This is a genomic window from Anoxybacillus andreesenii (assembly GCF_030813005.1).
Taxonomy (GTDB): Bacteria; Bacillota; Bacilli; order Bacillales; family Cytobacillaceae; genus Robertmurraya; species Robertmurraya andreesenii.
On the sequence record NZ_JAUSTU010000062.1, the window covers coordinates 1 to 3,196 of the forward strand.

The 3,196-nt window shown below is 33.2% G+C and carries 3 protein-coding genes; 1 reads left to right on the plus strand and 2 read right to left on the minus strand.

Annotation, left to right across the window (positions count from 1 at the left end; translation table 11 throughout):
• Positions 1-80: 80 nt before the first annotated feature.
• On the minus strand, positions 81-533 hold the full coding sequence (locus J2S07_RS21685; RefSeq protein ID WP_307152443.1) for a carboxymuconolactone decarboxylase family protein: 453 nt from the start codon (positions 531-533) through the stop codon (positions 81-83).
• Positions 534-655: 122 nt separating this feature from the next.
• Between J2S07_RS21685 and J2S07_RS21690 the strand changes: the two genes are divergently transcribed.
• On the plus strand, positions 656-1,090 hold the full coding sequence (locus tag J2S07_RS21690) for an Lrp/AsnC family transcriptional regulator (protein ID WP_307152444.1): 435 nt from the start codon (positions 656-658) through the stop codon (positions 1,088-1,090).
• Positions 1,091-1,136: 46 nt separating this feature from the next.
• On the opposite strand, the gene J2S07_RS21695 is transcribed toward J2S07_RS21690, so the two are convergent.
• On the minus strand, positions 1,137-3,083 hold the full coding sequence (locus tag J2S07_RS21695; RefSeq protein ID WP_307152445.1) for an insertion element protein: 1,947 nt from the start codon (positions 3,081-3,083) through the stop codon (positions 1,137-1,139).
• Positions 3,084-3,196: the final 113 nt, after the last annotated feature.

Sequence of the window (3,196 nt, forward strand, 5' to 3'; positions counted from 1 at the left end):
CTCTGGGACATAAAAAACCTCCTCAAACTTTGATTTAAAGAGATTATCTCATAGGTATTATATACACTAACAGGTGGATTCTATTTGACGCTTACATCTTTATTACTTTTTCGATTTAAAACATTAGGTTCTAATTTCATTAATGCTCCAAAGTATTGTTGAGCGGTAGTAAAGCAAATAAACGCACAAAGCTCACTTATTTCATCCTCAGCAAAATACTCGTTTAATATTTGAAATACTGCATCTGGGACATTTCCTTTTTGGTATTTTAAAAATGCCTCAGCAAATCCTACCGCAACAGATGTTTTTTCATCAAACAGATTAGGGTCAGGTTTCCCTTTTGCTTTACAATACTCACAACCATTGCTTTGTGCTAATGTTCTTCTAACCTGTTCTTTTAATTTTGATGATAACAGTCCATCTTTTTCTAAGACATCTCCTAATTTAGACCACGACATCATAACTTCTTTATTATGACCTAATAGCTTTTGAAAAGGTGTTTCTCCATAATTTGATTGTTTTATTCTTGCCATTTATAATACCTCCTTGTTATATTAAATATAAATTATAAAATCTTTAAATCACATTAAATTCGAAACATTTTCCCGTATAATCAATTAAATAATTAACAGAAAAGAGAGGGATTCCTTTAAAAATGAAAATAGATGATATTGATAAAAAAATAGTAGTTGAGTTATCCAATAATAGTCGTTTATCAATGAGTGAACTTGGAAGAAGAGTTCATTTGTCCTCTCCCTCAGTAACTGAACGGGTAAGACAAATGGAGTCTTTTGGAATAATAAAAAAATATACTTTGGAAATTGATTATGAAAAAATAGGGCTACCTATTCAATGTATCATCGAAGCAACAGTAAAAAATGGAGATTATAAAAGATTTAAAAATTACTTAGAAAGTCTCCCTAATGTCGACTTTTGTTATAGAATAGCAGGAAATGCCTGCTATATGCTTAAAATGCAATTTGAGAATTTTTCTAAAGCGGAAGAGTTTATCGACACAGTAAATCCATATGCTTCTACTGTTACACACTTTATTTTTTCAGAAGTCCAAACGAATTTAAAATTTGATTGATAATGATGATTGTTACTATTAAGATAGTTCGTCAAAATTTGACGAACTATCTTAAATATATTATATCTTTCAAATCAAATACTTTATCTGTAATGCCTAAACGCTGTGCAGGAGTAAATTCTTTCCCATCAGCTGTTTTATAGGTCTCACAGAAGTTATAGAATGTCTTTAAAATGGTCAAAGCGTATTGAGCATACTTTGGATTGAAGTTGGCGTAAATATAACTTTTTCCATCTCCCCTTGCAGTCATTAATGGTCTTTCAAGGATAGATAATCTTCTGCGTATTTGTTGGATAAAACTATTCGTGGCATTATCATTTACATTCATTACCATTTTTGCAATGTCTTTCGGTTCAAGAGAAGATAAATCGGTAGTACAATCTACTATATGAAAGCCTTTATCTCTTGATGCTAATGGATGTGTAATCGGATTTTTAGCCCAAACATTGTATGATTGATTATCAGTTTTGATTTCCTTTTGAAACTTATGCGTTTCAAAAGATTCTTTTAATGAAAGGTAAGCCAATTTCCGTAAGTTCTTCGTTTCGTATCCACTATGAAAACCCCAATACAACAAATCGGCTTTGGCATCTTCAAATTCTTCTAAACATTGTTTTCTGCTCTTATTCCTATCAATTAAACTTAGAAAGTGGTGGGCATCATATGTCCTTATTCCCTTCGAGAACACCCTAAAGAATGCTGTTATGATTGAAGAATCATTATCGCTAATCATTCTCCATTCAGATGCCTTTACAAGCTGTTTAATGAGCCAATAATGAGCAATTGTCGTATAAGTAGGATTTACGTGTAACCCATCTACATACTGCATTCTTTTGTTAAACTCATTTAGTTCCGCTCGATATTCGTGTGGCTTTTGTGTATCTTTTGGTGAAGGCTCTTGAGGATAATAAGAAAAGTCTAAACGGTTATTCTTCTTGCTGAAATCATTCAAATGGTCTTCTTTATATATCACCGTATCATATTTCAAATCTTCCACTGTCATTTCCCAATCATAGGCAACATCTGAACGAAACACATATCGTGAGAGTGCATCCGCTGATACGACTACATATGTCTGCACTTGGCTATCCTCTAAGCCAAAATATTTTTGACCACCTTGTCCCTTCTTTCGAACATTATTAAGGTTGTAGTGCATTTTATCAGTGTTTAGCCACATTTCTTTAAATGACTTATTAGCCAAAGAAGTTGTTTCATATTTCTCTAAAAACTCTAAACAACAACGGTACAGCCACTCTAACTTTTGATAATAAGTTCCAACACCGATTTCTAAAATGTCGCAAGTACGACTGATAGGCATTTTATTTAAGAGCAATTTTGCGAACATTGGAAGAATATCATTTCTCTTCTGACGATAAGTTGTAGATTGTCGTTTATTTGGTAGAAGGCTTGTCTTTTTCTTACATACTTTACACTGCCATCTTTGAGAATTATTCAAGGTTTTACCTTGTTTATAAAACCCATCAGGCGTATCAAAAGGTGTTATGTGTCCTGCGGAACAACCATCCTTATGAAAATTGTAATCAGGCTCAACATCTTGAGTTTGATTGATACGAATTAGTCTTGATATTTCCTCTGCTACTGACCAATTTGAGATGGCAGTTGAATAACAATTTAATGTCATACCTCTTTCGGGATGAATAGGGTCTGGATTACAAACAATCATTTTTTTGTTGCTTCTGCCACTCAATTTATATCTTGAGGGTTTTCCTTTAACTGTTTCAAACTTGAGCTGTTCTTGACCGCACCATTTACAAAAGGGATTCGTACAGAAATTATATTGAATTTTATGTTTCTTTCCATTCCAAGTAAAATCAATAGGAAGGAACAACATATGGTTATAGCGAAACGCAAATTCTTTATCGGAGAGAAGTTGATACTGTTCCTTTCTGTCTTTCAATTCTTCTTCGCTTACAGGGTTGTGAATAACAACGATGCCGTCTTCTTTTGTCGCCAATCGTTGTAATTTAGCCAAGTTTTTCCCCCTCCATAACCCCCTCTGTTAGGATAGATGTCGTAGACAACTTTAGTGTATAGTTTAACTAACACACGGAGGTTGATCGACATGAAAAATAATAATGGTAAACG

What these genes read in the sequence shown, in the direction of transcription:
- J2S07_RS21685 (WP_307152443.1), bottom strand. Translation starts at nt 533, where the DNA reads ATGGCAAGAATAAAACAATCAAATTATGGAGAAACACCTTTTCAAAAG.
- J2S07_RS21690 (WP_307152444.1), top strand. Translation starts at nt 656, where the DNA reads ATGAAAATAGATGATATTGATAAAAAAATAGTAGTTGAGTTATCCAAT.